This window comes from Dietzia sp. HMSC21D01 (assembly GCF_001815995.1).
Taxonomy (GTDB): domain Bacteria; phylum Actinomycetota; class Actinomycetes; order Mycobacteriales; family Mycobacteriaceae; genus Dietzia; species Dietzia cinnamea.
Window position 1 is genome coordinate 1 of sequence record NZ_KV823808.1, and the last position, 1060, is coordinate 1060.

Sequence of the window (1060 nt, forward strand, 5' to 3'; positions counted from 1 at the left end):
CGCACCCTCGAGGAGCACCTCGGCCGCGCGGAGCGCGCCCACCTGGCCGCACGGGCGCGACTGGCCGAGCTGCAGCGCCTCGAGCGGGAGGCCGATCAGCGGATCGCGCGGTTGGCCGCGCGCATCGAGACCCTCGAACAGAACAAGGGCGCCGGTGACGGCGCCGACTGGGTCGTGCGGCACCTCGGCGCGGACGCCGTGGCGGGCACGGTGGGGGAGTCGCTCGGCGTGCGCGACGGCTGGGAGCGCGCGATCGGTGTGGCGCTCGGCCCCGCCGTCGACGCGGTGGTCGTGGACGCCCGCGTGGACCGTGGGGAGGTGCTCGCCGCGTTGCGCGAGGCCGACGCCGGTCGGGCGGGGCTTGTGGGCCGCGGCGTGCCCGGCGGGGACTACCGGCTCGAGGTGGACCTCGTCGACGGCGCCCGGTGGGCCTTGGACGTGGTGGACGTGCCCGAGGACCTGGTCGCCGCTGTGACCGCCCTGTTGGTGGACGTGGTTGTCGTCGACGACCTGGCCGCCGCCCACGCGCAGGTCGACGCGGACCGGCGCGTGCGCGCGGTGACCCGGGGCGGGGAGCTCGCCGGCGCTGGGTGGACCGTGGGTGGCTCGGCGTCCGGGCGCACGGGTCTGGAGATCCAGTCCGCGATCGACGCCGCGGTCGCCGAACGTGACTCGGTCCGTGCCGAGATCGAGACGACGCGCGCCGAGCTGGCCGGTGCCGAGGCGGAGGACGCCGAGCGCGCCGACCGCTACTCGGAGACCCTCGCCGCGATCGGGGAGTCCGACGCCGCGATCGAGGAGATCTACGCCGAGCTCGCCCGCATCGGACAGCGGAGGCGTCGCGCCGAGGCGGACGTGCGCCGCCTCGAGCAGTCGCGGCGCATCGCCGTGGACAAGCTCGACGCCGCGCGCGCCGAGCACGCCGAGCTGTCCGACCGGCTCGTCCGGGCGGGTGACGACGACGACGAAGTCAGGCCGCCCGAGGACGACGGTCGGGTCGCGGCGCAGGCGGAGGTGGCGGCAGCCCGGGCCGCCGAACTGGAGGCGAGGCTCGCGCACC

At 76.9% G+C, this 1060-nt stretch carries 1 pseudogene; it reads left to right on the forward strand.

Annotated features, from left to right (window positions below):
- Positions 1 to 1060: pseudogene (locus tag HMPREF3086_RS04405) on the forward strand (chromosome segregation protein SMC); the annotation flags it as partial.